The following is a 25235-nucleotide window of genomic DNA, read 5'->3' as shown; positions in this document are numbered from 1 at the left end:
TCGCCGACTAACAGGCGTTTCATGTCCATCCGACTCGCCGTCTTCGATTGCGACGGCACGCTCGTCGACAGCCAGGCCAATATCTGCCGTGCCATGGAACAGGCCTTTGCCGCGCTCGGGCTGGCCGCGCCGCCACGGGTAGCGATTCGCGCGATCGTCGGGCTGAGCCTCGTCGAGGCGATGGCGCTGCTGGCGCCCGATCTCGACCCGGCGGTGCATCTGGCGCTGACCGATGCGTACAAGACGATCTTCCGTCGGATGCGCGAGGAAGGCGAACTGGACGCAGAGCCGCTGTACGACGGGCTGGTCGCCGCGCTCGACGTGCTGGCGGCGGATGGCTGGACGTTCGGGGTGGCGACCGGCAAGTCGGATCGCGGTCTGGCGCATGTGCTGGCGATCCACGGCCTGACCGACCGCTTCGTGACGTTGCAGACCGCCGACCGGCATCCCTCCAAGCCCGATCCCGCGATGCTCCACGCGGCGATGGCGCAGGCCGGCGCGCTGCCCCATATGACCGCGATGATCGGCGACACCACTTTCGACATGGCGATGGCGCGCGCGGCGGGTGCGCGCGCGATCGGCGTCAGCTGGGGCTATCACCGCGAGGACGCGCTGTGGCAGGCCGGGGCGGCGCGCATCGCGCACCGCTGCGCCGATCTGCCCCGGTGTTTATCGGCGTGTCTGGCGGCATGAGCGATCCGGCGCGCGGCCGCTGGGCGGCGATCGTCGCGACGCGGCTGGCCGGGACCGCCGGTGCGCTGCTCGGCGTGGTGTTGCTCGGGCGCGCGCAGACCTTGGGGCCGAAGCTGCTGGGCGTGGCGATCGTCGTCAGCGCCCTCTGGATGATCGCCACCGTGCCGCGCGCGCTGGCCCGGCGCTGGAGGAGCCCGAAGTGAAGCGTTTCTGGACCGACGTCTCGGTGGACAGCGATCGCTCAATCCGGCTCGACGCGCGCCCGGTGCGGACGCCGGGGCGCGCACCGCTAGCGCTGCCCACCGCCGCGCTGGCCGCAGCGGTGGCGGACGAGTGGCGCGCGGTCGGCGAGACGCTCGATCCGCGCGCGATGCCGTTGACCGGGCTCGCCAATGCCGCGATCGATCGTATCGCCCCGGCCCCCGAGGCATTTGGCGCCGGGCTGGCCGCCTATGCCGAAAGCGACCTGCTCTGCTATCGCGCCGATGCGCCCGCCGAACTGGTCGCGCGGCAAGCCGCGGCGTGGGACCCGCTGCTCGACTGGGCGCGCGACCGCTATGACGTGCATTTCGAAATCGTCACCGGCGTGATGCATCGCGCACAGCCGCCGGCGACGGTCGCCCGGCTGGGAGAGGCGGTGGCGAGCCGTGGTGCCTTCCAGCTCGCGCCGTTGTCGCCGCTGGTCACGCTGACCGGCACGCTGATCGGGGCGCTGGCGCTGGCCGAGCGCGCGGTTTCCGCCGACGCGCTGTGGCAGGCGGCAATGGTCGACGAGGACTGGCAGGCCGAACGCTGGGGCGAGGACCCGCTCGCCGCACAGGCGCGCGCGGGTAAACGGCATGATTATGACGCGGCGGCGCGACTTCTGGCGTTGCTAAGCGACGACTAAGGAACTTGCATCCGCAATGGTCAATTCATTATCATGCCGTAACGACTCACGCGAGGAGTGGTTCGGTGTTCACGAATTTGTGCGGCTTGATGATAACGGCAGCATTTCTGACCGTGCAGCCTCCGACGCCGCAGGTGCCCGAAGGGAGCAAGACAATTGACGCAGCGTGCCTAGTTGCAACCATGTCTATGAAATCTATGTCTGACCCCCGCCCCGACGCCAACAAGGACGATATGGAGGAAACGAGAAACACCTCTTTCGTTGTCTCCCAGTTTTATATGGGTCGTCTAACTGCTCTCTACCCCCACCAAAATTGGCTTAAATTCGCTACCGATCCCGTAAACAGACCAAATACGGACGAAGCATTGAAGATGAGTTTCGTCTGTATCGGCCGCGCGGCACTGCTGGCACTTGGCGATGACCATCCTTCTTCGTGAAGGAGGGCATGTATTTAGCAAAGCTGCCCATCAAAGTCGGCAGGCAATCCAATCTTGTTGGCCTTCAATCGAGGAAGCGACGATGCTGTTGACCTTGGCCCTCGTCGCGGCGGCGGTGCCAACCTCCTGCACCGATGTGAAGCGCGTCTGCCGTGCCTGCCCGCCCGGCGCTCCCGCCGCACGTTGCTCGAACATCGGGATCGCCTGTCAGCCGTCGCTCCGCATCTGCCGACCGAAGGACGGCAGGGCATCGCCCGATCGCAGCGCGGTGGCGAAGATGCGCAGGAATGTCGCCCGGCGTTGAGAACCGTCATTCCCGCGCAGGCGTGACCTCTGCGAAAGTCTCCTTATCGAACCCCGGCGAAGGCCGGGGCCCCGTTGGGAGACGCTTGCAATTAGCTGAAACACCTTTCCAACTGGACCCCGGCCTCCGCCGGGGTACGGCTTTAGAAAATCATCATCCGGTACTTTTGCAGAGGTCCCACCTGCGCGGAAATGACGACGGTGGCGATCGCGGTGGTCCGCTCGTCCCTACCCCGCCGGCGTGCGCAGCTTGCGGATGAAGCCGATCAAACCGGTCTGCCGCGACCGCTTCAGCCGTTCGGCGGCGAGGATCGTCTTCACCTTGGCGTAGCAGGTCTCGACATCGTCGTTGAGCAGCACATAATCATAGCCGTCCCAATGGCTGATCTCGGCATCGGCGCGGCTCATCCGGCGCTCGATGATCTCCTGCGCGTCGGTGGCGCGGCCCTCCAGCCGGCGGCGGAGTTCTTCCATCGACGGCGGCAGGATGAAGACGCGCACCACGTCGCCGCCCGCGATCTGGTGGAGCTGCTGCGCGCCCTGCCAGTCGATATCGAACAACACGTCCTTCCCGTCCGACAGCATCGCGTCGACCGGCGCGCGCGGGGTGCCGTAGCGCTGGTCGAAGACATGCGCCCATTCGAGGAACTCGTGATTCGCCGCCATCTCGCGGAATTGGTCGAGCGAGACGAAATGGTAGTCGCGCCCGTCCTCCTCGCCCTTGCGGATCGCGCGGGTGGTGGCCGACACCGACAGCGACAGTTCGGGCTCGCTGGCGAGCAGCATCCGCGCGATCGTCGACTTCCCCGCGCCGGAGGGCGAGGACAGGACGAACAACAATCCGCGGCGCTTCATGTTGTGCGGGTCGGCGGTCAGGCTATCGGGCATGGGGGCTGATGCCCCGCCCCGCCCGCTTGCGTCAAGCGCGCAGCCGCGCGGGGCGTCAAGCGCGCAGCCGCGCGGGGCGTCAAGCGCGCAGCCGCGCCGCGTGCCACGCGAGCTGATCGGCCATGAAGGTCGAGATGAAGTGATAGCTGTGATCGTAGCCCGGCTGCATCCGTAGCGTCAGATCGATTGCCGCGTCGGCGCAGGCGGTCGCGAGCAGTTCCGGGCGGAGTTGCTCGGCGAGGAACGAATCGGCATCGCCCTGATCGACCAGTATTTCCGGAACGCGCGCGCCGTCCTCGATCAACGCCACCGCGTCGTGGCGACGCTGGACGACCCGGTCGTCGCCCAGATAACGGTCGAGCGCCTTGCCCCACGGCACCTGCGTGGGCGCGACGATCGGCGCGAACGCCGAGACGGCACGGAACCGCTCCGGGTGGCGCAGCGCGACCGTCAGCGCGCCATGCCCGCCCATCGAATGCCCCATGATCGACTGGCGCGTCATGTCGGCGGGGAAATGCGCGCCGACCAGCGCCGGCAGCTCCGCGGTGACATAGGACCACATGCGGTAATGCGTCGCCCACGGCGCCTGGGTGGCGTCGACGTAGAAGCCGGCGCCCTTCGCGAAATCCCATGCGTCCTCATCGGGCACGTCGTCGCCACGCGGGCTGGTGTCGGGCGCGACGAAGATCAGCCCGTGCTCGGCGCAGGCACGGCGAAACTCGCCCTTGTCGGTGACATTGGCGTGCGTGCAGGTCAGCCCCGACAGATACCAGACCACCGGCAGCGTCGCGCCCGGCGCGTGCCCGGGGACGTAGACCGAGAAGGTCATGTCGGTGCCGGTCGCGGTCGAGCGGTGGCGGTACACGCCCTGCGTCCCGCCATGCGCGCGGGCGGTGGAGACGGTTTCCATGAGAGATCCTTTTAGAGGCGTTCTGTCGGGACATAGCCCTGTTTCGTCGCCCCGGACTTGATCCGGGGTCCCGCTTTTCTCCGTTCGCAAAGGAGCGGGGCGCCGGATCAAGTCCGGGGCGACGATAACATGCCGTCATTGCGAGCGAAGCAATCCAAAGTGTCGTGCGGAACACTGGATTGCTTCGCTGCGCTCGCAATGCCCGGCTAGATCAAGCAGGCACGCGATGCGCGCCGCACAGCTTGTTGCCGTCCGGATCGCGCAGATAGGCGAGGTAGAGCTGCCCGAACGGGCTGGTGCGCACCCCCGGCGCGTCCTCAACCCCGGTGCCGCCGTGGGCCACGCCGGCATCATGCCACGCCTGCGCCTGCTCCGGCCCACTCATGCGAAAGCCGATCGTCCCGCCATTGGCGTGGCACGCGGGCTCACCGTCGATCGGACGCGAGATCATGAACAGCGCGCCGTCATGCGCATAGACGACGCGGCCCTTTTCGTCCTCCCGCCCCGCGCGCGCGCCCAGGACGGCGAACAGCGCATCGTAGAATTTCTTCGACCGCGCCACGTCGTTCGACCCGACCATCACATGACTGAACATCGTCGCTCCTCCCCTCAGTAGACCACGACGCTGCGGATGCTCTCGCCGGCATGCATCAGATCGAAGCCCTTGTTGATCTCGTCCAGCGTCAGCCGATGCGTGATCATCGGGTCGATCTGGATCATCCCGTTCATATACCAGTCGACGATCTTCGGCACGTCGGTCCGCCCACGCGCGCCGCCGAATGCGGTGCCCTTCCAGACGCGCCCGGTGACGAGCTGGAACGGCCGCGTGCTGATCTCCTTGCCCGCCTCGGCGACGCCGATCACGATCGACTCGCCCCAGCCGCGATGCGCGCTCTCCAGCGCCTGCCGCATCACGACGGTGTTGCCGGTGCAGTCGAACGTATAATCACCGCCGCCATCGGTCATCGCGACGAGGTGCTGGACGACGTCGCCCACGTCCTTCGGGTTGACGAAGTCGGTCATCCCGAACTGTCGCCCCCACGCCTCGCGATCGGGGTTGATGTCGACGCCGACGATCCGCGCCGCGCCGGCCAGCTTCGCGCCCTGGATGACGTTGAGCCCGATCCCCCCGAGCCCGAACACGATCACCGTCGCGCCGACCTCGACCTTGGCGGTGTTGACCACCGCGCCGACCCCGGTGGTGACGCCGCAGCCGATATAGCAGCTGGTGTCGAACGGCGCGTCGGGGCGGATTTTCGCCACCGCGATCTCGGGCAGCACCGTGAAATTCGAGAAGGTCGAGCAGCCCATATAATGATGGATCGGCTGCCCCTTGTAGCTGAAGCGCGTCGTGCCGTCGGGCATCAAGCCTTTCCCTTGCGTCGCGCGGATCGCGGTGCACAGATTAGTCTTTCCGCTGAGGCACGACTTACACTGGCGACATTCGGGGGTGTAGAGCGGGATGACGTGATCGCCCGCCGCGACGCTGGTCACCCCCGCGCCGACCTCACGCACGACGCCGCAGCCTTCGTGGCCGAGCACGCTGGGGAACAGCCCCTCGCTGTCGAGCCCGTCGAGCGTATAGGCGTCGGTATGGCAGATCCCGGTCGCCATGATCTCGACCAGCACCTCGCCCGCCTTCGGGCCTTCGAGATCCAGCTCGACGATCTCCAGCGGCTTCTTCGCCTCGAACGCGACGGCGGCGCGGGTCTTCATGGGGACAACCTCTTCGTGACTGGTGCGCGGGGTCTTAGGCGGGGCAAGCGGGGGTGTTCAAGGCTCGCTGCCCGCGAACGATCCACCTGCATTGCCCGCGAACCACCCACCGGTCCGCGCTGAGCCTGTCGAAGCACATAGGCCAGACGCCTCGCCAGAAACACGCACTTCGACAAGCTCAGTGCGAACGATTTGGATCTGGCGCTCGCTGCTTTAGACCACGCCAATGACCAACCGTCCCCTCGCCGGCCTGCGCGTCCTCGAACTCGCGCGCATCCTCGCCGGGCCATGGGCCGGGCAATTGCTCGCCGATCTCGGCGCCGACGTCATCAAGGTCGAGCGCCCCGGCGAGGGCGACGACACCCGCCACTGGGGCCCGCCGTTCGTCGTCGATACGCCCGGCGAGCGCGGTTCGGCGGCCTATTATCACGCCTGCAACCGCGGCAAGCGCTCGGTCGCGATCGACATCGCCACGCCCGAGGGTCAGGCGCAGGTCCGCGCGCTCGCCGCCGGCGCGGATGTGGTGATCGAGAACTACAAGGTCGGCGGCCTGACCAAATACGGGCTCGATCCCGCCGCGTTGCGCACCGCCAATCCGCGGCTGATCGTCTGTTCGATCACCGGCTTCGGGCAGGACGGCCCCTATGCGCAGCGCGCCGGCTATGACTTCATCATCCAGGGCATGGGCGGGATGATGTCGATCACCGGCCAGCCCGACGGCCCGCCGCAAAAGGGCGGCGTCGCGCACGCCGACCTGTTCACCGGCGTCTACGCCACGGTCGCGATCCTCGCCGCGGTGGTCGCGCGGGGATCGAGCGGCGCCGGCACGCATATCGACATGGCGCTGCTCGACACGCAGGTGGCGGTGCTCGCCAATCAGGCGCTCAACTGGATGGCGAGCGGCGTGGTGCCGCAGCGGCTCGGCAACGGCCACCCCAACCTCGCCCCATACCAGAGCTTCCCGACCAGCGACGGCGACCTGATCGTCGCGGTCGGCAACGATCGCCAGTTCGCGAAGCTGTGCGCGGTGCTGGCGGTGCCGGCGCTTGCCGGGGACGCACGGTTCGCGACCAACCCGGCGCGCGTGGCGAACCGCGCCGCGCTGCTCCCGCTGCTGGTCGCGCGCACTGTCCTGTGGCGCGCCGCCGACCTGCTCGCCGCGCTGGAGGCGGCGGGGGTGCCGGTCGGCCCGGTCAACCGCATCGATCAGGTCTTCGCCGATCCGCAGGTGGTCGCGCGCGGGATGCAGCTGGCGATGGCCGGCATCCCCGGCCTCGCCTCCCCGATCCGCTATGATGGCGTGCGGGCGGTGTCAGCGCGGTCGAGCCCGCGGCTGGGGGAACATGCGGGGGCGGCGTGGCTGTGAGTGCGGATGCTACCTACTCGTCGAGCCGATGAGCTGCTGCCGGAGCCAAACCATTTTTCCGTATTGATAGTCTCCCGCTTTAAAGTGCTCGGCAAGCGGATCACGAAGCGGTGACTTACTCTGTACCGGAGCGGGAACCGGAATCCATCCTGGAGGTGGTGGCGGCGGTGGTGGCGGTGACGAGCATTCATAAAAGGTTTGGCGGTCTTGCTTCGCACGTGCAGCTACAGCCTTCTTATGATCAGTCGCCAAAGGTGTTCCTCGCAAAGACCGAACGAAATCGCTGTCTCGAGTAGCTCTTGCGGCCACATAGGCGTGAACCGCATCAGGTGCACAGTGCGGAACCACGAACATCTGATACTCGGCAACCGCCTCGCGGAACGCTGCACGGCCTTCTTGAGTCAGAGATGGTTGCGCTGCCGCTTGCTGCGAGAGCAGCAAGCCGGCGATCAAGGCAAATAAGCTATCCCTCATCTTTTTCCTCGCATCCCCCCCTTCTATCACTGTGGTGAGGTTATCACCTCGACGGCAGGTTCTCACCAGGTTGCGGCGTGGTTGGGCGTTAAAGTCGACTGGCGGAAGCGCCCCAGTTGCCGGCATCACCCGGATCGGCGATGATATCGAGCATGGGTAACCTCATGGCCATTCTGCTGACGCTGGTTCTGCTCGTCTGCAATCTCGCCCATTGTGGAAGGCGCATCGTAGTCGATGCGCGCAACTCCCAGCGCGAACAAGCGGCGTTCGGCCTGTTAGCCTTTTGCGGCGCCTTTCTGGCTCTCATACTTATGTCGTGGGCGACATTCACCAGCCTCTCCCAGCTCTAGACGCGCTCGAAAGCGCAAAGCTACCCTTCTGAAAACCACACCAAAGTCGGACATTGAGGCGGAGGTATCCTCCACCGCGGTCAGCCGGAGCGATCTCTGCTAACGCCCAATCCCGGTCGTTCGAGACAACCTTGGTGCTTGCCGATTGCCGCCTTCCGTACAGCAAGGCATCATATCGAAATGACGATCACGCCAGCCGTCCTTGCTCAGTTGCCGCTGCCCAACGTCCGTGCCGTGGTCTTTTACAAACGGGATGAAATGACGACGGATTTGATCTGCTGCGATGTCGAGGTCGCGGGGCATGTATGGTCCTTCAACGAGGAAGCGGCTGGCTGGCCAGACCTGATCGCGCATCTATCCGCACTGCCGGGCTTCCGTGCCGATTGGTATGAAGCCGTGGTCAGCCCGCCGTTCGCTACAGCCGAGACGATTGCGTTCGACCGGCGGTGATCGCCCAGTAGCAGACATCTCCGTCATCGGGCATCATAGCGGCATGGGCTTCCACACCAACCTGACGCTCGTTGTCGTGCCAATCATTCTTGCCGGCTGCGGCCCGGTGACGGCGGTAAGGAACGACACGAAGGCAAGTGTCTACATGGACTTTGTGTCACCCCCGAATGCACGCCCACCATCGCCACAGGAGTTGGAACCTGGAAATGGCTTTTGTGGGCCTTGGCCGCCCAAGGACGCGGGCACTCTTTATCTGGGATTGAGCCCGGATCGTCTTCGAGAATATCCAATCGCGAGGCTTTGTGACATCGAGAAGCGAAGCTGCGATTTGCGTGTTTCCCAGCTGCCCGCCTTTCCCGGAAAAGGCAGCTAACCACCATAAATGGACGTATCAACGTCTTCCCACTTCAGCGCCGCAAGCGCCGCCGCCTACCCCAAAGGCGCCCTGACCGGCACCCCCGCCGCCGCCAGCGCGGCATGCGCCTCGGCCACGGTCGCCTGCCCGAAGTGGAAGATCGACGCCGCCAGCACCGCCGAGGCGTGTCCCTCGACCACGCCCGCGACCAGATCATCCAGCGACCCGACCCCGCCGCTCGCCACCACCGGCACCGCGGTGCGGTCGGCGATCGCGCGGATCAGGTCGAGGTCGTAGCCCCCTTTGGTCCCGTCGCGGTCCATCGACGTCACCAACAACTCGCCCGCGCCCAGCGCGGCCAGCCGCAGTGCGTGCTCGACCGCGTCGATCCCGGTCGCGCGCCGCCCGCCATGCGTGAACACCTCCCAGCCCGCGACACTGCGCCGCGCATCGACGCTGGCGACGCAGCACTGGCTGCCGAACCGTTCGGCGATGTCGGCGACCACCTCGGGGCGCGCCACCGCGGCGGAATTGACCGCGACCTTGTCCGCGCCCGCCAGCAGCAGCGCGCGCGCGTCCTCGGCGGTGCGCACCCCGCCGCCGACGGTCAGCGGCATGAAGCACACCGCCGCCGTCCGCCGCACGACATCGAGGATCGTGCCGCGCGCCTCATGGCTGGCGGTGATGTCGAGGAAGCATAGCTCGTCCGCCCCCGCCGCGTCATAGGCGCGCGCCTGCTCGACGGGATCGCCGGCATCGACCAAGTCGACGAAATTGACGCCTTTGACGACGCGCCCGCCGGCAACGTCGAGGCACGGGATTACACGGGCGCGAACGGTCATGCCTGGCTCATGCCTGCGCGGCGGCACCGGGGCAAGCGGGTCACTCGGCCCGCTCCGCATACCGCCGTGCCAGCCACGCGCAGACGAACAATTGCACCTGATGGAAGATCATCAGCGGCAGCACGACCAGCCCGACGCTTTGCGCGGGGAACAGGATCGCCGCCATCGGAATGCCGCTCGCCATGCTCTTCTTCGATCCGCAGAACACGGTCGCGATCTCGTCGGGCACCGTGAAGCCCAGCGCACGCGACGCCAGCGTTGTCGCGCCGATTACGATCGCGAGGATCACGATCGAGACGAGCACGATCGCCACCAACGTCAGCGGCGAGACATGGTGCCACAGCCCCGCGACAACGCCGGCACCGAACGCGGCATAGACGACCACCAGCACCGATCCGCGATCGACCACCTTGGTCAGCAGCGGATGCGCGAGCAGCCAGCCCTGCGCCCATGGCCTGATCGCCTGCCCAACGACGAACGGCAGCAGGATCTGCAACGCGATGTCGCGCAACGCATCGAGCGACAAGCCGCCGCTGGCGGTCGCGAGCAATTGCGCGACCAGCAAGGGCGTGATGACCACCCCGACCAGGTTCGACAGCGACGCGCTGCACAGCGCAGCGGGCACGTTGCCGCGCGCGATCGAGGTGAAGGCGATCGACGACTGGACGGTCGAGGGCAACAGGCAGAGATACAGCAGCCCGGTGACGATCGGCGCGGGCAGCCACGCATGGGTCGCCGCCGCGACGCCGAGGCCGATCAGCGGGAACAGCAGGAAGGTGCTGGCGAACACCAGCAGCTGCAACCGCCATTGCGCCAGCCCCGCCCAGATCGCCTGCGGGGCGAGCCGCGCGCCGTACAGCAGGAACAGCAACGCCACCGCGACAGTCGTGCCATGTTCGACCCACCCCGCCGCCTCGCCCCGCGCCGGCAGCACCGCGGCGAGCGCAACGGTCGCGATCAGCAGCAGCAGGAAGCGGTCGGCGCGCGCCAACACCGCCCCGATGCGCCCCGCCCTCACGCCGGTCAGCGTCCCGCCACCCGCAAGGCGTCGCCGAGGTCGAGCCGCCCGTCATAGAGCGCGCGGCCGGTGATGACGCCCTCGACGCCCTCGTGGGCATGCGCCGCGAGCTGGTGGATGTCGTCGATGTCCGCGACCCCGCCGCTGGCGATCACCGGGATGCGCACCTCCCGCGCCAGCGCGACGGTCGCCGCGACGTTGCAGCCCTTGAGCAGCCCGTCGCGCCCGACATCGGTGAACAGCACCGCCGCGACGCCCGCATCCTCGAACTGCCGCGCGAGATCGGCGACGCTGGTGGTGGAGACCTCCGCCCAGCCCTTGGTCGCGACCATCCCGTCGCGCGCATCGACCGCGACGACGATCTGGCCGGGATAGCGCGCCGCCATGTCACGGACGAACTGCGGCTGTTCGAGCGCGGCGGTGCCGATCACCACCCGCGCGACGCCGAGATCGAGCCATGCTTCGACGGCCGCCGGCGTGCGGATGCCGCCGCCCAGCTGCACCTTGCCCGGAAAGGCCGCGACGATGCCACGTACCGCGTCGCCATTGACGCTCTCGCCCGCGAACGCGCCGTCGAGATCGACGACATGCAGGTGTGTCGCGCCCGCCGCCGCGAACGCGCGCGCCTGCGCGGCGGGATCGTCGCCATAGACGGTCGCACGCGCCATATCGCCCTCGGCGAGCCGGACGACCTGTCCGCCTTTGAGATCGATCGCGGGGAAGACGATCAGGGACGCCATGCCAGAAACCTTTCCAGCAGCGCCAAACCATAGCGCTGGCTCTTTTCGGGGTGGAATTGCACGCCGAGCACCGTGTCGCGCGCGACCGCGGCGGTCACTGGGCCGACATGGTCGGTGGTCGCAACCACGCCGTCGCCGGTGAAGGCGTAGCTGTGCAGGAAATAGGCCTCGCCGGGAACGATCAGCGGGTGGCCGGCGGTCGGCACCACGTCGTTCCAGCCCATGTGCGGGACCTTGGCGTCACTGCCCGCCGGGTCGATGCGGCGCACGCTGCCCGCGATCCAGCCGAGCCCCTTGTGAACACCCAGCTCCTCGCCCGTCTCCGCCAGCAACTGCATCCCGACGCAGATACCGAGGAACGGCGCGCCCTGCCCGAGCGCCCGCTCCTCCATCGCCGCGACCATCCCCGGCACCGCCCGCAGGTTCGCCGCGCAGGCGCCGAACGCGCCGACGCCGGGCAGCACGATCCGGTCGGCGCGCCGCACCACCTCGGGGTCGGCGGTGACGGTCAGGTCGGCGCACCCCGCCGCGCGCAGGGCATTCGCGACCGAATGGAGGTTACCGGCCTGATAATCGATCAGCGCGAGCGTCATGCCAGCCACCCGTGCAGCTCGGTCGCGGCGAAGCTGGCGCTGAACGGCACGATTTCGGCGGTGGCGACCCCGCTGGTCACGAACGGATCGGTGGCGACCACCCGCTCCACCGCTGCGCGTTCGCCGCGCATCACGATCACCCCGCCGGTGCGCGGCGTACGCCGCCCCGCGACGAGGAACACGCCCTGACCGAAGCCTTGCTCCAGCCACGCTACATGCGCCGCCATCTGCGCATCCACTTCATCGAGCGGGCGCACATAGCTGAGCAGCACGACGCACAAATCGCCCGCGGCGCGGAACCCGGTCACAACGTCCCCTTGGTCGAGGGGATCGCATCGGCCTTGCGCGGGTCGATCTCAACGGCGGCACGCAATGCACGCGCCAGCCCCTTGAACATGCTCTCGGCGATGTGATGGTTGTTGTCGCCGTACAATGTCTCGATGTGCAGCGTGATGCCGGCGTTCTGCGCGAAGCTGTGGAAGAAATGCTGGAACATCTCGGTGTCCATGCCGCCCAGCCGCGCCTGCGAGAAGCGCGCGCGCCACACCAGCCACGGCCGCCCCGAGATGTCGAGCGCGACGCGGGTCAGCGTCTCGTCCATCGGGCTCAGCGCGTCGCCGTAGCGGCGGATGCCACGCTTGTCGCCGAGCGCCTGCGCCACCGCGCTGCCGATCGCCAGCGCGGTGTCCTCGACGGTGTGATGCTCGTCGATATGCAGGTCGCCGTCGCAGCGGACATGGAGGTCGACCAGCCCGTGGCGCGAGAGCTGTTCGAGCATATGATCGAAGAAGCCGACGCCGGTCTTCACGTCGTAAACCCCCGTACCGTCGAGGTTGACGGTGACGGCGACCTTCGTCTCCGAAGTGTCGCGGCGGATCGTGGCGGTGCGCATATCGCGTCGTCCATAACGCGCCCCGCTGCACAGGCAACCTTGCCGAGTAACCTTACCAAGCATGCTTGACCGGGGCGCGCACCGCGCTACCCATGGCGGCCATGAGCGATATGCTGCCCGACAGCCTGATCCCCTATGACGAAATCGTGCAGGAAGCCCTGCGCGCGGTCGTGGGGCGTGTGCTGGGAACCGTGGCCGAGTCGGGCGGTCTGCCGGGCGAGCACCACTTCTACATCACCTTCAAGACGCAGGCGCCGGGGGTCGACATCCCGCAGCGGCTGATCGAGCGCTTCCCGGACGAGATGACGATCGTCCTCCAGAACCGCTTCTGGGACCTGACGGTCGATCAGGAGCGCTTTTCGGTGGGCCTGAGCTTCAATCAGGTACCGTCGAAGCTGGTCATCCCCTATTCGGCGATCACCGGCTTCCACGATCCGACGGTCAATTTCGAGCTGCGCTTCCAGGCGCAGGAAGGCCCCGGCGACGGCCCCGGCCCGCACGACCCGGCCGAGAACGACGGCCCGAGCGTCGCGCCGGTCGAGGACGGCTCGAACGTCGTGGCGGTGGATTTCAAGCGGAAGAAGTGACGATGCGAGCGGCGCACCAGTGCGCCGCGGTCGCGAAGCGACGCATCGGCACGGCCGGCGCGCAGCAAGCGCGTCCGACGTCATGGGATTTACTCCCATGACGTGCCTTATCTTCCGTCACCCCGGACGTGATCCGGGGTCCCGCTTTTGCCCGGATGAAGAAGCGGGGTCCCGGATCAAGTCCGGGACGACGATGGAAAGGCTCACCATATGATCGACCTCATCCCCACCCCCGGCGACGCCGACCTCGACGCGATCCTCGCCCCGCTGGCCGCGCACAACGACGCCGCCGCCGGCCCGACCGAGCGCCACAAGGTCGCGCTCGTGCTACGCGACGACGCCGGCGCCGCGATCGGCGGGTTGTGGGCAGAGGCGAGTTATCGCTGGCTGTTCGTCAAATATCTCGCACTTCCGCCAGAAGCGCGCGGCAAGGGACAGGGCCGCGCGCTGATGCTGGCGGCGGAGGACGAGGCGCGACGGCTCGGCTGCGTCGGCATCTGGCTCGACACGTTCAGCTTCCAGGCGCGCGGCTTCTACGAGAAGCTGGGTTACGGCGTCTTCGGACAGATCGACGACTACCCGCCCGGCGAGGCGCGCTTCTTTCTGTCGAAGCGGATCGGCTGAGCCACACACACCCGTCATCCCCGCGCAGGCGGGGATCCAGACGCGCAGGTCCTCGTGAGAGCCGCAACGTCAGAGGTTCTGGATTCCCGCCTTCGCGGGAATGACGAAGGTCTATGTATGGGCAGACGGGAAGCAGGTTGCGCAACAACCGCCCGCCCGGCCAGTTATCCTCGCATGACCCAGGCCACCCGCACTGAAACCGACTCGATCGGCCCGATCGACGTCCCCGCCGACGCCTATTGGGGCGCGCAGACCGAGCGCAGCCTCGAAAACTTTCCGTTCGGCGCGCGTGAGCGGATGCCGATCGAGATCGTCCACGCGCTCGCGCTCGTCAAACAGGCCGCCGCGCGCGTCAACCGCCGCCACGGGCTCGCCGCCGACAAGGCCGAGGCGATCGAACAGGCCGCGCAGGAAGTCGCATCGGGCAAGCTCGACGATCACTTTCCGCTCGTCATCTGGCAGACCGGCAGCGGCACGCAGAGCAACATGAACGTCAACGAGGTGATCGCCGGCCGCGCCAACGAGACCCTGACCGGCACCCGCGGCGGCAAGTCGCCTGTTCACCCCAATGACGACGTCAACCGCGGCCAGTCCTCGAACGACAGCTTCCCGACCGCACTCCACATCGCCTGTTCGATCGCGGTACGGCAGCGGCTGTTGCCGGCGGTGGAACGGCTCCACGCCGCGCTCGACGCCAAGGCGCAGGAATGGCGTGACCTCGTCAAGATCGGCCGCACGCATCTGCAGGACGCGACTCCGCTGACGCTCGGCGACGAATTCTCCGGCTATGCGCACCAGCTCTATCGCTGCCTGAAGCGGATCGGACCGGCGGTCGAGCAAGGCACCGACCGGCTCGCGCAGGGCGGCACCGCGGTCGGCACCGGGCTCAATGCCCCCGCCGGTTTCGCGCGCGACATCTGCGCCGAACTCGGCGCGATCACCGGCATCGCGTTCAGCCCGGCCGACAATTTCTTCGAGGCGCTGGCGAGCAACGATCCGCTCGTCCATCTGTCCGGCACGCTCAACACGCTGGCGGTGGCGTGCACCAAGATCGCCAACGACATCCGGCTGCTCGGCTCCGGTCCGCGCTGCGGGCTGGGCGAACTCGATCTGCCCGCCAACGAACCCGGCAGCTCGATCATGCCCGGCAAGGTCAACCCGACGCAGTGCGAGATGCTGACGATGGTCGCGGCGCAGGTGATCGGCAACCACGTTGCGGTGACGGTCGGCGGCGCGCAGGGGCATCTCGAACTCAACGTCTTCAAGCCGGTGATCGGCGCGGGCGTGCTGCGCTCGATCGACCTGCTCGCGACCGGCTGCGACAGCTTCGCCGAGCGTTGCGTCGAGGGGCTGACCGCCAACGAAGCGCGGATCGGCGAACTGCTCGATCGATCACTGATGCTCGTCACCGCGCTCGCGCCCGAGATCGGCTACGACAATGCCGCGAAGATCGCCAAGCACGCCCACGAAAAAGGGCTGACGCTCAAGGAGGCCGGGCTGGCGCTGGGGCTGGTGGACGAGGCGACGTTCGATCGCGTCGTCCGGCCCGAGGCGATGCTGGGTCGCTCCTGATCCGGAACCTGTCTTCGTCGCCCCGGTCTTGAGCCGGAGCCCCGCTTCTTCTTCACCGTCAAAAAGCGGGGCCCCAGATCAAGTCCGGGGCGACGACCTTTATCCGTCATTGCGAGCGTAGCGAAGCAATCCAGGGCCGGATCAGGACGCCCTGGATTGCTTCGCTACGCTCGCAATGACGACCGGTAGCTTTGAAATTACCTCATCATCGGACGTCTGCTCGACCTCCCGGAACCGCACCGCTCTCCCGGCATTGTTGATGCGAAACGAACAGGGGTCATCAACATGGGTGTTACCACGATCGGCGCGCTGATCGGCGGCGCGATCGACTCGATGTCGGGCGACGACAGCGCCGCGGACGGCGCATTATACGGCGCGATCACCGCCAACGTCCTGAAGGTCGTGCTGCCGGTGGTGGCGACCTGGGCGATCGGCTGGGGCGTGCTGAAGGGAATCGAAATCCTCGGTGACAGCGTATCGGAAAGGATCAAGGCATGATTCGCAGCATTTTGGGCGGACTGATCGGGCGCGAACTCGATCGGCGCGGGCGTGACGGCGGCGCGGGCGGGGCGATCATCGGCGCGGTCGCCGCACGCGCGGTGACGCGGATGGGCCCGCTCGGCTGGGCACTCGGCGGCGCCTATGTCGCGAAGAAGGCCTATGATCGACACAAGGCGAGCAAGGTCGCGACCGCCGGCCAGCCGTCGCGCTATCCGCCCGGCGCCTGACCCCAGATCGCGCGTGGCGGCGGGGAGCCATTGACCCCGCCGCCACGACGCGGCACGCCGGGGCGATGACTGCTAACGACACGTTCGACCGGCTGTTCGCGACGATCGCCGCGCGCAAGGGCGCCGACGCCGACGGCTCGTACACCGCCTCGCTGTTCGCGCGCGGCCGCGCGCGCATCGCGCAGAAGATCGGCGAGGAAGCGACCGAGATCGTCATCGCCGCGATGGGACAGAACCCGCGCGCGATCGTCCCCGAAGCCGCCGACCTCATCTATCATCTGTTCGTGCTGCTCGCCGATGCAGGGCTCACTCCCGACGACATCCGCGCCGAGCTGGCGAGCCGCGAAGGGACCAGCGGACACGAGGAAAAGGCGACCCGCGGCCCGCTCCCCCTCTCCTTCCGCGCCGAATGAGGATCTGCGCATGAGCGTCGACGCCACCTTGCCCTATGACGACGGCAACATCTTCGCACGGCTGCTGCGCGGCGAGATACCATCGAAGCGCGTCTACGAGGACGATCATACGATCGTCTTCCACGATATCGCCCCCTGGGCGCCGACGCATCTGCTGGCGGTGCCGCGCGGCAGCTACGTCAGCTGGGACGATTTCTCCGCCAGTGCGAGCGAGGCGGAGATCGTCAGCTTTACCCGCGCGATCGGTCAGGCAGCGCGCGCGGCCGGGCTGGTGGCGGGCGGCTATCGGCTGATCGCCAACACCGGGCTCGATTCGCACCAGGAGGTGCCGCACCTGCACGTTCATATCCTCGGCGGACGGTCGCTCGGTCCCATGCTGCTCCACAACGATAGTCGCGTCTGAAACCGTCATCGTAGCGCAACACTATTGCGCAGCCGCGATCCGCCGCTAGGCTCCCGCCAAATCTGACTTTCCGGGGGCTTCGACCTACATGATATTCGGGCGCGTCAAACCTCTCGACGCCATCCTCGCCACCGCCGAGAAAAAGTCGCTGCATCGCACGCTCGGCTGGTTCCAGCTCACGCTGTTCGGCATCGGTTGCGTGATCGGCACCGGCATCTTCGTGCTCACCGCGGCGGGGGCGCAAAAAGCCGGGCCCGGCCTGATGCTCGCCTTTGCGATCGCAGGCGCGATCTGCATCGTTGCGGCGCTTTGCTATGCGGAGATCGCGGCAATGATCCCGGTGGCGGGATCGGCCTATACCTACACTTATTCCACCATGGGCGAGCTGCTGGCGTGGACGGTCGGCTGGGCGCTGATCCTCGAATATGCGGTCGCCGCCAGCGCGGTCGCGGTCGGCTGGTCAGGGTATTTCACCGGCACGATCCTCAATCAATTCATGGGCGTGCATCTGCCGGCATGGCTATCCGCGGCGCCGCTGGCGCTGGGCGGCGCGCCGGGCGGGTTCATCAACCTGCCCGCGATCGTCATCGCCTTGCTCATCACCTGGCTGCTGATGATCGGCACCACCGAGAGCGCGCGCGTCAACGCCGTGCTGGTCGCGATCAAGGTCACCGCGCTGACCGCGTTCGTCGCATTGACGCTGCCGAGCGACTATTTCAGCGCCGATCGCTTCAACCCGTTCCTGCCCGCGGGCGTCTTCGGCGGCTTCGGCACCGGGGTCGGCGCGGTCGGTGCGGCGGCGACGATCTTCTTCGCCTATGTCGGGTTCGACGCGGTATCGACCGCCGCCGAGGAAACCAAGGACCCGCAGCGCAACGTGCCGATCGGGCTGATCGGGTCGCTTTTGTTCTGCACCGTCTTCTACATCCTCGTCGCGGCGGGCGCGATCGGCACGATCGGCGGGCAGCCGATCATGGGGCCGAACGGCATCCCCTTCCCGGCTGGTTCCGAGGAACTGGCGCGCGAATGCGCGCTGCCGCAATATAAGGATGCTCTGGTCTGCTCGGGCGAGGCGCTCGCGCACGTCCTGCGCACGATCGGCTGGTCGGGCGTCGGCAATCTGCTCGGCATCGCCGCGTTCGTCGCACTGCCGTCGGTGATCCTGATCCTGATGTTCGGCCAGACGCGCATTTTCTTCGTGATGAGCCGCGACGGCCTGCTCCCCGAGCGGCTGTCGACCGTCCATCCGAAGTGGAAGACGCCGCATATCGTTACCGCGATGACCGGGGTCGGCGTGGCGTTCGCCGCCGCCTTCCTGCCGGTCGGGCAGCTCGCCGACATCGCCAATGCCGGGACGCTCTATGCCTTCGCGATGGTCGCGGTGGCGGTGATGATCCTGCGCCGTACCGCGCCGAACCAGCCGCGCAGCTTCCGCACCCCGGCGCTGTGGCTGGTCGGGCCGCTGACGATCGTCGGCTGCGTGTTCCTGTTCTTCAACCTGCCCACGGCGGCGATGCTGGTGCTGCCGGTGTGGGGCGCGGTCGGGCTGGTGATCTACTTCGGCTACAGCCGCGGCCACAGCCATCTCGGGCGCGGGATCGTCGAGGTCCACGAGACGCACTGATCGCGGGCATGATGAAAAGAATAAGGGCCGGGAGGAGCGATCCCCCCGGCCCTTTTCTATTCCGTCGCCCCTGCCTCCGCAGGGGCGACGCGGTCAGACTTGCGGGCGCGCCTTCAGCTCGTCGCGGATCTCGCGCAGCAGCACCACCTCGGCGGGATCGGCCGCCGGTTCAGCCTCGCCCGCGGCCTTCTCGCGCTCGACGGTCGCGATCAGCTTGTTGACGCTGCGCATCAGCAGGAAGACGATGAACGCGAGGATCACGAAGTTGATGACGACCGTGATGAACTCGCCATAGCCGAGCAGCGGCACCCCCGCCGCCTTCAGCTGCGCATAGCTGGCGAGCGAGCCCTTATAGTCCGCCGGCACCGGCCCGAGCCGGACGAAATAGCTGGAGAAGTCGAAGCCGCCGAACAGCGCGCCGACGATCGGCATGATGACGTCGTCGGTCAGCGATTTGGTGATGGTCGCGAACGCGCCCCCGATGATGACGCCGACTGCCAGATCCAGCACGTTGCCGCGCGCGATGAACGCCCGGAAATCCTTGAGCATGAGCGGGCTTCCTTCCCTGTTGCACGATATGACCGAGGTTAGGCGCGGTTTTTCGCTTCGCCAAGCGCCGCGGGGCCGATAAACGGGGCGCCATGACCCATCCGCACCGCGACGCCGCCTTCCCGCCCGAAACCGCCTGGGAAGGCCGCTATATCAAGGTGGTCAAGCAAGGCGGCTGGGAGTTCGTCGCGCGGCAGCGCGGGATCCAGGCGGCGGTGATCGTCGCAATCGACGACGCGGACCGCGTGGTGCTGGTCGAGCAATATCGCGTGCCGCTGGGCTGCCGCTGCCTTGAACTGCCCGCCGGGCTGATCGGCGACGAGACCGAGGGCGAGGCGGTCGCGGTCGGCGCCGCGCGCGAGCTGGAGGAGGAAACCGGCTATCGCGCCGGGCGGATCGAGGACCTCGGCTTCTTCTATTCCTCGCCGGGAATGAACAGCGAGGGCTTCACGCTGGTGCGCGCACACGATCTGGTGAAGGTCGGCGACGGCGGCGGCGAGGCCGACGAGGATATCGAGGTGCATCTGGTGCCGCGCACCGAGATCGCCGCGTTCGTCGCACAAAAGCGCGCCGCGGGCGTGGCGATGGACGTCAAGATGCTGGTGCTGCTCGCGGATGTGCTGATCGGGTGAGGCGAGCGCCGTGATTGTGGCGCGCTCTGCCCCCAACCACCGTCGCCCCTGCGCAGGCAGGGGCCTATAACTGTTTCGTTTGTCGGAGCGTTCGACACACCCAGCACCGCGCCTGTGTCAAACCGCGCGCATCAATTCGAGAGACATGGGCCCCTGCCTGCGCAGGGGCGACGACCTTTGGGACGAACCGCCAGTCCCCATCACGTCATCCCGGACTTGATCCGGGATCCCGCTTCTTACTTACCTCGGTCGCCAAGAAGAAGCGGGGCCCCGGATCAAGTCCGGGGCGACGAAATCCTACCGAAAATTATCCGCGTAGCTCTGCAGCTTCAGCTTCTTCTCCGGCGTCGGGATCACGGTATACGCCAGCCCCTGCGCCTCGGCGTAAGCGACCGCCGCCTCGCAGCTCGGGAAGAACAGCCGGATCTGGTCGCGCGTGTCGCCGCTGCCCGCCCAGCCGGTCAGCGGATCGGGGCGCTTCGGCTCGCCGGGCTCGAACTCCAGCTGCCACGTATCGGTGCGGGCCTTGCCGGACTGCATGGCGTTTTTCGGGCGCTGATAGATGCGGGCGGTCTGCATGATGCGCTCCTCCTACGTCGCACGCGGCGAACAGGCAATGGTTCCCGCCGACATCACGCGGCAATCTTGCGGGGCGGATCACGCCACCTATATCGCCCTTCGTCACACGCGGTTGCGCTGCCGTAACGGGGCGTGGCGGCGATGAAGTCACAAATATGCAGGGGCTAGGTAAAGCACTCATGGCAAAAGTTATCGGTATCGACCTCGGCACCACCAATTCGTGCGTGGCCGTGATGGAAGGCGGCAAGGCCAAGGTTATCGAGAATGCGGAAGGCGCGCGCACCACGCCGTCGATCGTCGCCTTCGCCAAGGATGGCGAGCGACTGATCGGGCAGCCCGCCAAGCGTCAGGCTGTCACCAATGGCGACAACACGATCTTCGCGGTGAAGCGCCTGATCGGCCGCCGCTTCGACGATCCGGTCACCAAGAAGGATACCGAGCTGGTCCCCTATCACATCGTGAAGGGTGCCAATGGCGACGCGTGGGTCAGCGCGGGCGGCAAGGAATACAGCCCGTCGCAGATCAGCGCCTTCACGCTCCAGAAGATGAAGGAAACCGCCGAATCGTACCTCGGCGAGACGGTCACGCAGGCGGTCATCACCGTGCCGGCGTACTTCAACGACGCGCAGCGCCAGGCGACCAAGGACGCCGGGCAGATCGCAGGGTTGGAGGTGCTGCGCATCATCAACGAGCCGACCGCGGCGGCCCTGGCCTATGGCCTCGACAAGCAGGACGGCAAGACGATCGCGGTCTATGACCTTGGCGGCGGCACCTTCGACGTCTCGATCCTCGAGATCGGCGACGGCGTGTTCGAGGTGAAGGCCACCAATGGCGACACCTTCCTGGGCGGCGAGGATTTCGACAACAAGATCGTCGAATATCTGGCCGAGGGCTTCAAGAAGGACGAGGGCATCGACCTCGCCAAGGACAAGCTCGCGCTCCAGCGTCTGAAGGAAGCCGCCGAGAAGGCGAAGATCGAGCTTTCTTCGGCGGCGTCGACCGAGGTCAACCTGCCCTTCATCACCGCCGATCAGAACGGCCCGAAGCATCTGGTGAAGACGATCACCCGCGCCGATCTGGAGCGACTGGTCGAGGATCTCATCAAGCGCACGCTCGATCCGTGCAAGAAGGCGCTGGCGGATGCCGGCGTGTCGGCCAGCGAGATCAGTGAAGTCGTGCTCGTCGGCGGCATGACCCGCATGCCGCGTGTCCGTGAGATCGTGAAGCAGTTCTTCGGCAAGGACCCGCACACCGGCGTCAACCCGGACGAGGTCGTCGCGATGGGCGCCGCCATTCAGGCCGGCGTGCTACAGGGCGACGTCAAGGACGTGCTGCTGCTCGACGTGACCCCGCTGTCGCTGGGCATCGAGACGCTGGGCGGCGTGTTCACGCGCATGATCGACCGCAACACCACGATCCCGACCAAGAAGTCGCAGACCTATTCGACTGCCGATGACAATCAGCAGGCGGTGACGATCCGCGTCTTCCAGGGCGAGCGCGAGATGGCGGCGGACAACAAGCTGCTCGGCCAGTTCGACCTGCTCGGCATTCCGCCCGCCCCGCGCGGTGTGCCGCAGATCGAGGTGACGTTCGACATCGACGCCAACGGCATCGTCAACGTCAGCGCCAAGGATAAGGGCACGGGCAAGGAGCAGCAGATCAAGATCCAGGCCTCGGGTGGCCTTTCGGACGCCGACATCGACAAGATGGTCCGCGACGCCGAGTCCTTCGCCGAGGAGGACAAGAAGCGCCGTGCGGCAGCGGAGGCGAAGAACAACGCCGAATCGCTGATCCACACCACCGAGCGTCAGCTCGCCGACAACGGCGACAAGGTCGACGAAGCGCTGAAGGGCGAGATCCAGTCGGCGATCGACGCGGCCAAGGCGGCGGTCGAGAGCAACGACCCGGAGCAGATGAACGAGAAGAGCCAGGCGCTGGCGCAGGTCGCGATGAAGCTCGGTCAGGCGATCTACGAGAAGCAGCAGCAGGCCGATGCCGCGCCGCAGGGCGAGGCGGGCGCCGAAGAGGCCAGGAAGGACGACGTGGTCGACGCCGAATTCTCGGAAGTCGACGAACAGAAGTAACGTCTCCCGTAAGGCCCTCTCCCCGCCGGGGAGAGGGTTGGGAGAGGGGTAGCGAGGACAAGGTGACGATGCATCGCAAGTCAGCGTTCGTGGCCGCCCCCTCGCACCCCCATTCTATCCTCTCAATGCCGTCATCCCCGCGCAGGCGGGGATCCAGATACGCCGACGGTGCTTCAAGAAGCGCCACGTCAGAGGTTCTGGATTCCCGTCTTCACGGGGATGACGGTAAGCAATTCCGGGTCGTTCGCACCTTCCCGCCGGAATGCCGATCCGACCTAGAGGCCGCATGACCGAAATCGACTATTACGAGCTGCTCGAATGCGAGCGCACCGCCGACGCGGCGACGATCAAATCGTCGTACCGCAAGCTCGCGATGAAGTACCACCCCGACAAGAACGCCGGGTGCAAGGACTCCGAAGCGAAGTTCAAGGCGGTCAGCGAAGCCTATGACTGCCTGAAGGACCCGCAGAAGCGCGCGGCCTATGATCGCTTCGGCCATGCCGCGTTCCGCAACGGCGGTGGCGGCGGCGGGCATCAGGCACAGGATTTCGGCGGCTTTTCCGATATTTTCGAGAGCGTGTTCGGCGAGTTCATGGGCGGCCAGCGCGGTGGCGGCGGACGGCAGCAGACGCGCCGCGGCGCCGACCTGCGCTACGACATGGAAATCACGCTCGAGGAGGCGTTCCACGGCAAGGAGACGGAGATCACCGTCGACATCTCCGCGCCGTGCGACACCTGCCACGGATCGGGATCGAAGCCGGGCACGCACGCGCACACCTGTCAGCATTGCCACGGCCACGGCAAGGTCCGCGCACAGCAGGGCTTTTTCGTCGTCGAGCGCGTCTGTCCGCTCTGCCACGGCTCGGGGCAGGTCATCACTGACCCGTGCGCGGATTGCCGCGGCGAAGGTCGCGTCGAAAAGACCAAGACGCTCGCCGTGTCGGTCCCGCCCGGCGTCGACGAGGGGACGCGCGTCCGGCTGACCGGCGAGGGCGAGGCAGGCGCGCGAGGCGCACCGGCCGGCGACCTCTACATCTTCCTCCACGTCAAGCGGCACTCGCTGTTCGAGCGCGAGGGCACGACGCTGTTCGCGCGCGCGCCGATCAGCTTCACCACCGCCGCGCTGGGCGGCACGATGTCGATCCCCGGGCTCGACGGCCGGCGCCACGAGGTGAAGATCCCGGCCGGTATACAGTCGGGCAAGCAGCTCCGGCAGCGCGGCGCGGGGATGCCGGTGCTGCAAGGCCGCGGGCACGGCGATCTGGTCATCCAGATCGACGTCGAGACCCCGACCAAGCTCAGCACGCGCCAGCGCGCGTTGCTGGAGGAGTTCCGCGAAACCGAGACCGGCGATGAATGTCCGCAGAGCCAGGGCTTCTTCTCGCGGCTGAAGAGTGTCATTGCGGGCGAATGACCGAGCCTGAATCGAACGCGCCCCCGGGATCCAACGCGCCAGCGTCTCAACATTCGCAACATTCGCAGCAGGAAATCGGGGCGCAACATTGCGGACTGGTCGCGGTCGTCGGCGCGCCGAACGCCGGAAAATCGACGCTGGTCAATGCGTTGGTCGGGCAGAAGGTCGCGATCGTCAGCCCCAAGGCGCAGACGACCCGCACCCGGCTGATGGGCGTCGCGATCGAGGGCGATACGCAGCTACTGCTGGTCGACACCCCCGGCATCTTCGAGCCGAAGCGCCGCTTCGACCGCGCGATGGTGTCGGCGGCATGGGGCGGGACCGAGGGCGCGGACGTGATCGCACTGGTCGTCGACGGCAAGGGCGGGCTCGGCCCCAAGGTGACCGAGATCATCGAGGCACTGAAGGGCCGGCCCGAGCCGATCTACCTCGTGCTCAACAAGGTCGACCTCGCCGACAAGCCCAAATTGCTGCTCCATGCCGAGAAGCTCAACGGTTTGCTGCCGTTCAAGGAAACGTTCTTCATCTCCGCGCAGACCGGCGATGGCGTCGCGCATTTCAAGCACGAACTGGCCAGGGCATTGCCCGCCGCGCCGTGGCATTATCCCGCCGACCATGTTTCGGACGCGACCGAGCGCGCGATGGCCGCCGAGGTGACGCGCGAGCAATTGTACCTGCAACTCCACGCCGAGCTGCCGTACGCCAGCGTCGTCGAGACGGAGAAATTCACCGACCGCGAAGACGGCTCGACCGAGATCCACCAGCAGATCATGGTCGAACGCACCTCGCAGCGCGCGATCGTGCTCGGCAAGGGCGGCGCGCGGATCAAGGAGATCGGTGCGCGTGCGCGGGCCGAGTTGATGGTGCTGCTCGACCGCCCGGTGCATCTGTACCTGCACGTCAAGGTCAAGCCCGGCTGGGACGAGGACCGCGGCGTCTACCGCGAACTCGGCCTCGACTGGGTGGAGTGACGCCGGCCCAACCACCGTCGCCCCTGCGCAGGCAGGGGCCCATGTCTCTCTCCTGTGTCCCGTCGCCCGAGAGGCTCGGACTCGCACACCCCCGCTCCGTCATTGCGAGCGTAGCGAAGCAATCCAGGGCCGCGCGCGT

General features: G+C 67.0%; 32 protein-coding genes. 19 read left to right on the top strand and 13 right to left on the bottom strand.

All coding sequences use genetic code 11. From position 1 onward, the window contains the following. Positions 1-21: 21 nt before the first annotated feature. The 4 genes from BACI71_RS05050 to BACI71_RS05035 all read left to right on the top strand — a co-directional run bounded on the left by BACI71_RS05050 (position 22) and on the right by BACI71_RS05035 (position 2019). Entirely contained in the window at positions 22-693 is a 672-nt protein-coding gene (locus BACI71_RS05050; RefSeq protein WP_159755864.1) for an HAD-IA family hydrolase, read from the top strand. Next, entirely contained in the window at positions 690-896 is a 207-nt protein-coding gene (locus tag BACI71_RS05045) for a hypothetical protein (RefSeq protein ID WP_028966709.1), read from the top strand. Before BACI71_RS05050 ends, BACI71_RS05045 begins: the two co-directional genes overlap by 4 nt. After that, entirely contained in the window at positions 893-1582 is a 690-nt protein-coding gene (locus BACI71_RS05040; protein WP_159755861.1) for an ATP12 family chaperone protein, read from the top strand. Before BACI71_RS05045 ends, BACI71_RS05040 begins: the two co-directional genes overlap by 4 nt. A 65-nt stretch (positions 1583-1647) precedes the next feature. After that, positions 1648-2019 (top strand): hypothetical protein, encoded by a 372-nt coding sequence (locus BACI71_RS05035; protein ID WP_159755858.1) that lies wholly within the window; start codon positions 1648-1650, stop codon positions 2017-2019. A gap of 30 nt (positions 2020-2049) precedes the next feature. Here the strand turns inward: BACI71_RS05035 and BACI71_RS05030 are convergent, their stop codons facing one another. From BACI71_RS05030 to BACI71_RS05010, 5 genes are all read right to left on the bottom strand, one after another. After that, positions 2050-2214 carry a hypothetical protein gene (locus BACI71_RS05030; protein ID WP_159755855.1) on the bottom strand — a complete coding sequence of 55 codons (165 nt, stop codon included), beginning with the start codon at positions 2212-2214 and terminating at the stop codon, positions 2050-2052. A 336-nt stretch (positions 2215-2550) separates the two neighbouring features. Beyond that, entirely contained in the window at positions 2551-3210 is a 660-nt protein-coding gene (gene gmk / locus BACI71_RS05025; RefSeq protein WP_159755852.1) for a guanylate kinase, read from the bottom strand. A 79-nt stretch (positions 3211-3289) separates the two neighbouring features. After that, a complete protein-coding gene (gene fghA / locus BACI71_RS05020; protein WP_159755849.1) occupies positions 3290-4120 on the bottom strand; it encodes an S-formylglutathione hydrolase in 831 nt (276 codons plus the stop codon). A 211-nt stretch (positions 4121-4331) separates the two neighbouring features. Next, entirely contained in the window at positions 4332-4715 is a 384-nt protein-coding gene (locus BACI71_RS05015; RefSeq protein WP_159755846.1) for a VOC family protein, read from the bottom strand. Between the two features lie 14 nt (positions 4716-4729). Further along, entirely contained in the window at positions 4730-5836 is a 1107-nt protein-coding gene (locus tag BACI71_RS05010) for an S-(hydroxymethyl)glutathione dehydrogenase/class III alcohol dehydrogenase (protein ID WP_159755843.1), read from the bottom strand. A 226-nt stretch (positions 5837-6062) separates the two neighbouring features. On the opposite strand from BACI71_RS05010, the gene BACI71_RS05005 reads away from it, so the two are divergent. The 3 genes from BACI71_RS05005 to BACI71_RS04995 all read left to right on the top strand — a co-directional run bounded on the left by BACI71_RS05005 (position 6063) and on the right by BACI71_RS04995 (position 8476). Beyond that, the gene (locus tag BACI71_RS05005) at positions 6063-7202 is read left to right on the top strand and encodes a CaiB/BaiF CoA transferase family protein (RefSeq protein WP_159755840.1); all 1140 of its coding nucleotides are present in this window, start codon (positions 6063-6065) and stop codon (positions 7200-7202) included. A 638-nt stretch (positions 7203-7840) separates the two neighbouring features. Next, the gene (locus BACI71_RS05000; protein ID WP_159755837.1) at positions 7841-8026 is read left to right on the top strand and encodes a hypothetical protein; all 186 of its coding nucleotides are present in this window, start codon (positions 7841-7843) and stop codon (positions 8024-8026) included. A 180-nt stretch (positions 8027-8206) separates the two neighbouring features. After that, positions 8207-8476, top strand: coding sequence for a hypothetical protein (locus tag BACI71_RS04995; protein ID WP_159755834.1), 270 nt, complete (start codon positions 8207-8209; stop codon positions 8474-8476). Between the two features lie 429 nt (positions 8477-8905). Here the strand turns inward: BACI71_RS04995 and hisF are convergent, their stop codons facing one another. From hisF to hisB, 6 genes are read right to left on the bottom strand one after another with little or no spacing between them, the layout of a single operon-like run. After that, positions 8906-9673, bottom strand: coding sequence for an imidazole glycerol phosphate synthase subunit HisF (hisF, locus tag BACI71_RS04990; RefSeq protein WP_159755831.1), 768 nt, complete (start codon positions 9671-9673; stop codon positions 8906-8908). Between the two features lie 40 nt (positions 9674-9713). Further along, the gene (locus BACI71_RS04985) at positions 9714-10691 is read right to left on the bottom strand and encodes a bile acid:sodium symporter family protein (RefSeq protein ID WP_236552818.1); all 978 of its coding nucleotides are present in this window, start codon (positions 10689-10691) and stop codon (positions 9714-9716) included. Between the two features lie 5 nt (positions 10692-10696). Beyond that, entirely contained in the window at positions 10697-11431 is a 735-nt protein-coding gene (hisA, locus tag BACI71_RS04980) for a 1-(5-phosphoribosyl)-5-[(5-phosphoribosylamino)methylideneamino]imidazole-4-carboxamide isomerase (RefSeq protein WP_159755827.1), read from the bottom strand. Then, positions 11419-12024 carry an imidazole glycerol phosphate synthase subunit HisH gene (gene hisH, locus BACI71_RS04975; protein WP_159755824.1) on the bottom strand — a complete coding sequence of 202 codons (606 nt, stop codon included), beginning with the start codon at positions 12022-12024 and terminating at the stop codon, positions 11419-11421. Before hisH ends, hisA begins: the two co-directional genes overlap by 13 nt. Then, positions 12021-12332, bottom strand: coding sequence for a YciI family protein (locus tag BACI71_RS04970; protein WP_236552817.1), 312 nt, complete (start codon positions 12330-12332; stop codon positions 12021-12023). The genes hisH and BACI71_RS04970 overlap by 4 nt, the downstream gene beginning before the upstream one ends. Continuing rightward, the gene (gene hisB, locus BACI71_RS04965; RefSeq protein ID WP_159755821.1) at positions 12329-12916 is read right to left on the bottom strand and encodes an imidazoleglycerol-phosphate dehydratase HisB; all 588 of its coding nucleotides are present in this window, start codon (positions 12914-12916) and stop codon (positions 12329-12331) included. Before hisB ends, BACI71_RS04970 begins: the two co-directional genes overlap by 4 nt. Before the next feature lie 101 nt (positions 12917-13017). Between hisB and BACI71_RS04960 the strand changes: the two genes are divergently transcribed. The 8 genes from BACI71_RS04960 (at position 13018) to BACI71_RS04925 (ending at position 18867) form a co-directional block, all read left to right on the top strand. After that, positions 13018-13503, top strand: a complete 486-nt coding sequence (locus BACI71_RS04960; protein WP_159755818.1) for an SspB family protein — start codon at positions 13018-13020, stop codon at positions 13501-13503. Between the two features lie 210 nt (positions 13504-13713). Next, on the top strand, positions 13714-14127 hold the full coding sequence (locus BACI71_RS04955) for a GNAT family N-acetyltransferase (protein WP_159755815.1): 414 nt from the start codon (positions 13714-13716) through the stop codon (positions 14125-14127). Positions 14128-14301: 174 nt separating this feature from the next. Beyond that, positions 14302-15699: a class II fumarate hydratase gene (gene fumC / locus BACI71_RS04950; protein WP_159755812.1), complete on the top strand. Its 1398-nt coding sequence runs from the start codon at positions 14302-14304 to the stop codon at positions 15697-15699. Positions 15700-15984: 285 nt separating this feature from the next. Next, positions 15985-16197 carry a hypothetical protein gene (locus BACI71_RS04945; protein WP_159755809.1) on the top strand — a complete coding sequence of 71 codons (213 nt, stop codon included), beginning with the start codon at positions 15985-15987 and terminating at the stop codon, positions 16195-16197. Continuing rightward, positions 16194-16427, top strand: coding sequence for a hypothetical protein (locus BACI71_RS04940; RefSeq protein WP_159755807.1), 234 nt, complete (start codon positions 16194-16196; stop codon positions 16425-16427). The genes BACI71_RS04945 and BACI71_RS04940 overlap by 4 nt, the downstream gene beginning before the upstream one ends. Before the next feature lie 65 nt (positions 16428-16492). After that, positions 16493-16840 carry a phosphoribosyl-ATP diphosphatase gene (locus tag BACI71_RS04935; protein WP_159755804.1) on the top strand — a complete coding sequence of 116 codons (348 nt, stop codon included), beginning with the start codon at positions 16493-16495 and terminating at the stop codon, positions 16838-16840. Positions 16841-16850: 10 nt separating this feature from the next. Next, on the top strand, positions 16851-17243 hold the full coding sequence (locus BACI71_RS04930) for an HIT domain-containing protein (RefSeq protein WP_159755801.1): 393 nt from the start codon (positions 16851-16853) through the stop codon (positions 17241-17243). An 88-nt stretch (positions 17244-17331) separates the two neighbouring features. Then, positions 17332-18867 (top strand): amino acid permease, encoded by a 1536-nt coding sequence (locus BACI71_RS04925; RefSeq protein WP_159755798.1) that lies wholly within the window; start codon positions 17332-17334, stop codon positions 18865-18867. A 93-nt stretch (positions 18868-18960) separates the two neighbouring features. Here BACI71_RS04925 and mscL read toward each other — a convergent pair whose 3' ends face one another. Next, positions 18961-19416: a large conductance mechanosensitive channel protein MscL gene (mscL, locus tag BACI71_RS04920; protein WP_159755795.1), complete on the bottom strand. Its 456-nt coding sequence runs from the start codon at positions 19414-19416 to the stop codon at positions 18961-18963. Between the two features lie 92 nt (positions 19417-19508). Between mscL and BACI71_RS04915 the strand changes: the two genes are divergently transcribed. After that, positions 19509-20048, top strand: coding sequence for an NUDIX hydrolase (locus tag BACI71_RS04915; protein WP_159755792.1), 540 nt, complete (start codon positions 19509-19511; stop codon positions 20046-20048). A 297-nt stretch (positions 20049-20345) separates the two neighbouring features. Here BACI71_RS04915 and BACI71_RS04910 read toward each other — a convergent pair whose 3' ends face one another. Further along, positions 20346-20627, bottom strand: a complete 282-nt coding sequence (locus BACI71_RS04910; RefSeq protein ID WP_159755789.1) for an ETC complex I subunit — start codon at positions 20625-20627, stop codon at positions 20346-20348. Positions 20628-20806: 179 nt separating this feature from the next. On the opposite strand from BACI71_RS04910, the gene dnaK reads away from it, so the two are divergent. The 3 genes from dnaK (at position 20807) to era (ending at position 25096) form a co-directional block, all read left to right on the top strand. Next, positions 20807-22711, top strand: a complete 1905-nt coding sequence (gene dnaK / locus BACI71_RS04905; protein WP_159755786.1) for a molecular chaperone DnaK — start codon at positions 20807-20809, stop codon at positions 22709-22711. Between the two features lie 286 nt (positions 22712-22997). After that, positions 22998-24125, top strand: a complete 1128-nt coding sequence (dnaJ, locus tag BACI71_RS04900; protein ID WP_159755783.1) for a molecular chaperone DnaJ — start codon at positions 22998-23000, stop codon at positions 24123-24125. A 74-nt stretch (positions 24126-24199) separates the two neighbouring features. Beyond that, positions 24200-25096 carry a GTPase Era gene (gene era / locus BACI71_RS04895; protein WP_159760873.1) on the top strand — a complete coding sequence of 299 codons (897 nt, stop codon included), beginning with the start codon at positions 24200-24202 and terminating at the stop codon, positions 25094-25096. The last annotated feature ends 139 nt before the right edge of the window (positions 25097-25235 follow it).

The organism is Sphingomonas sp. 8AM, assembly GCF_902506455.1.
In the GTDB taxonomy this organism is placed as follows: Bacteria; Pseudomonadota; Alphaproteobacteria; order Sphingomonadales; family Sphingomonadaceae; genus Sphingomonas.
This window is presented reverse-complemented; position numbering and strand designations above follow the sequence as displayed.

Coding starts and splice junctions, on each gene's coding strand:
- BACI71_RS04995 (WP_159755834.1), top strand. CDS start 8,207: ATGACGATCACGCCAGCCGTCCTTGCTCAGTTGCCGCTGCCCAACGTC.
- BACI71_RS05015 (WP_159755846.1), bottom strand. CDS start 4,715: ATGTTCAGTCATGTGATGGTCGGGTCGAACGACGTGGCGCGGTCGAAG.
- BACI71_RS04940 (WP_159755807.1), top strand. CDS start 16,194: ATGATTCGCAGCATTTTGGGCGGACTGATCGGGCGCGAACTCGATCGG.
- BACI71_RS04960 (WP_159755818.1), top strand. CDS start 13,018: ATGAGCGATATGCTGCCCGACAGCCTGATCCCCTATGACGAAATCGTG.
- hisF (WP_159755831.1), bottom strand. CDS start 9,673: ATGACCGTTCGCGCCCGTGTAATCCCGTGCCTCGACGTTGCCGGCGGG.
- hisB (WP_159755821.1), bottom strand. CDS start 12,916: ATGCGCACCGCCACGATCCGCCGCGACACTTCGGAGACGAAGGTCGCC.
- BACI71_RS05030 (WP_159755855.1), bottom strand. CDS start 2,214: ATGTTCGAGCAACGTGCGGCGGGAGCGCCGGGCGGGCAGGCACGGCAG.
- BACI71_RS04925 (WP_159755798.1), top strand. CDS start 17,332: ATGATATTCGGGCGCGTCAAACCTCTCGACGCCATCCTCGCCACCGCC.
- gmk (WP_159755852.1), bottom strand. CDS start 3,210: ATGCCCGATAGCCTGACCGCCGACCCGCACAACATGAAGCGCCGCGGA.
- BACI71_RS05045 (WP_028966709.1), top strand. CDS start 690: ATGAGCGATCCGGCGCGCGGCCGCTGGGCGGCGATCGTCGCGACGCGG.
- BACI71_RS04930 (WP_159755801.1), top strand. CDS start 16,851: ATGAGCGTCGACGCCACCTTGCCCTATGACGACGGCAACATCTTCGCA.
- BACI71_RS04910 (WP_159755789.1), bottom strand. CDS start 20,627: ATGCAGACCGCCCGCATCTATCAGCGCCCGAAAAACGCCATGCAGTCC.
- BACI71_RS04935 (WP_159755804.1), top strand. CDS start 16,493: ATGACTGCTAACGACACGTTCGACCGGCTGTTCGCGACGATCGCCGCG.
- fghA (WP_159755849.1), bottom strand. CDS start 4,120: ATGGAAACCGTCTCCACCGCCCGCGCGCATGGCGGGACGCAGGGCGTG.
- BACI71_RS04915 (WP_159755792.1), top strand. CDS start 19,509: ATGACCCATCCGCACCGCGACGCCGCCTTCCCGCCCGAAACCGCCTGG.
- BACI71_RS04945 (WP_159755809.1), top strand. CDS start 15,985: ATGGGTGTTACCACGATCGGCGCGCTGATCGGCGGCGCGATCGACTCG.
- BACI71_RS04955 (WP_159755815.1), top strand. CDS start 13,714: ATGATCGACCTCATCCCCACCCCCGGCGACGCCGACCTCGACGCGATC.
- dnaK (WP_159755786.1), top strand. CDS start 20,807: ATGGCAAAAGTTATCGGTATCGACCTCGGCACCACCAATTCGTGCGTG.
- BACI71_RS05010 (WP_159755843.1), bottom strand. CDS start 5,836: ATGAAGACCCGCGCCGCCGTCGCGTTCGAGGCGAAGAAGCCGCTGGAG.
- BACI71_RS05050 (WP_159755864.1), top strand. CDS start 22: ATGTCCATCCGACTCGCCGTCTTCGATTGCGACGGCACGCTCGTCGAC.
- hisH (WP_159755824.1), bottom strand. CDS start 12,024: ATGACGCTCGCGCTGATCGATTATCAGGCCGGTAACCTCCATTCGGTC.
- mscL (WP_159755795.1), bottom strand. CDS start 19,416: ATGCTCAAGGATTTCCGGGCGTTCATCGCGCGCGGCAACGTGCTGGAT.
- BACI71_RS05005 (WP_159755840.1), top strand. CDS start 6,063: ATGACCAACCGTCCCCTCGCCGGCCTGCGCGTCCTCGAACTCGCGCGC.
- fumC (WP_159755812.1), top strand. CDS start 14,302: ATGACCCAGGCCACCCGCACTGAAACCGACTCGATCGGCCCGATCGAC.
- hisA (WP_159755827.1), bottom strand. CDS start 11,431: ATGGCGTCCCTGATCGTCTTCCCCGCGATCGATCTCAAAGGCGGACAG.
- BACI71_RS05000 (WP_159755837.1), top strand. CDS start 7,841: ATGGCCATTCTGCTGACGCTGGTTCTGCTCGTCTGCAATCTCGCCCAT.
- dnaJ (WP_159755783.1), top strand. CDS start 22,998: ATGACCGAAATCGACTATTACGAGCTGCTCGAATGCGAGCGCACCGCC.